This window comes from Bacillus sp. 05T31, from assembly GCF_056396725.1.
Map to the genome: position 1 here is coordinate 1 of NZ_JBFTMA010001039.1, position 1,054 is coordinate 1,054.

Sequence of the window (1,054 nt, forward strand, 5' to 3'; positions counted from 1 at the left end):
CATTTATAGTATATGAATAGCTAACGGACAAGCTTGTACATTTTAACTATTTTTTAAAAAATAATTATTGACTTTGATAATCAATTTCAATTAATCTAATGGTATAATTGAAGTTGATAATTATTATCAATGAAACAGATGAGGAACCTTAATGAGAAAAACATTTCACCTTTTACGAAGGGAATTAAAAAATAAAGATGTTGATAAGCATATTGAATGGCAACGAAATGTAATTCGTTCTGAATATGTAGGTGAGAAGAGTACACTTCAAACAGAAAAAGAGATACAAGGTAAAAGGAGAGGTTCAGTTGAGTAAGTTAGTAATGATTTTTGCAAGTATGAGTGGAAATACAGAGGAAATGGCTGACCATATTGCGGGTGCGATTCGTGAAACAGAAAATGAGATTGAAGTAATTGATATTATGGATACACCAGAAGCTTCTATATTAGAGCAATATGACGGGATTATTTTAGGTGCTTATACTTGGGGAGATGGTGATCTTCCTGATGATTTTTTAGATTTTTATGATGCAATGGATTCTATTAACTTAACTGGTAAAAAAGCAGCTGCATTCGGTTCTTGTGATTCGGCTTATCCGAAATACGGGGTAGCGGTTGATATTTTAATAGAAAAGCTGCAGGAGCGCGGGGCAGCAGTTGTGTTAGAAGGATTGAAAGTAGAATTAACGCCAGAAGATGAAGATGTAGAAAAATGTTTACAGTTTGGAGCTGAATTCGTAAAACACCTTTCTTAATGGCAGAAGGGAGATGAAGAGCAATTGCATGAGAAAATCTCAATCAAAACGATGACAGATTACCATTTGTATGATTTTATGCGTTGTCCGCATAAATTTTATTTCCGTCATATAAAAAGAAGAGAACCTTCTTCATTTGAATGGCAACAAATAGCGCAAATGATTGTGAATCAAATTATTAATGAATATTACACGCTACCTGCGGGCCAACAAACGAAAATTGTACTTTTAATATTAATAGAAAAGTATTGGAAAAAAGTAAGGATTAATATGTTTGCTTCAAAGGCGGAGTACTATAT

At 33.0% G+C, this 1,054-nt stretch carries 2 protein-coding genes and 1 pseudogene; all 3 read left to right on the top strand.

Annotated elements, in window-relative coordinates:
- Positions 1 to 151 precede the first annotated feature (151 nt).
- Positions 152 to 316 (top strand): hypothetical protein, encoded by a 165-nt coding sequence (locus AC1DJR_RS31110; protein WP_002086761.1) that lies wholly within the window; start codon positions 152 to 154, stop codon positions 314 to 316.
- Entirely contained in the window at positions 309 to 755 is a 447-nt protein-coding gene (locus tag AC1DJR_RS31115; RefSeq protein ID WP_002086759.1) for a flavodoxin, read from the top strand. The genes AC1DJR_RS31110 and AC1DJR_RS31115 overlap by 8 nt, the downstream gene beginning before the upstream one ends.
- A 24-nt stretch (positions 756 to 779) precedes the next feature.
- A pseudogene (locus tag AC1DJR_RS31120) lies at positions 780 to 1,054 on the top strand (hypothetical protein); the annotation flags it as partial.

Excerpts from the sequence above, each read along its gene's own strand:
- AC1DJR_RS31110 (WP_002086761.1), top strand. The coding sequence starts at position 152 with ATGAGAAAAACATTTCACCTTTTACGAAGGGAATTAAAAAATAAAGAT.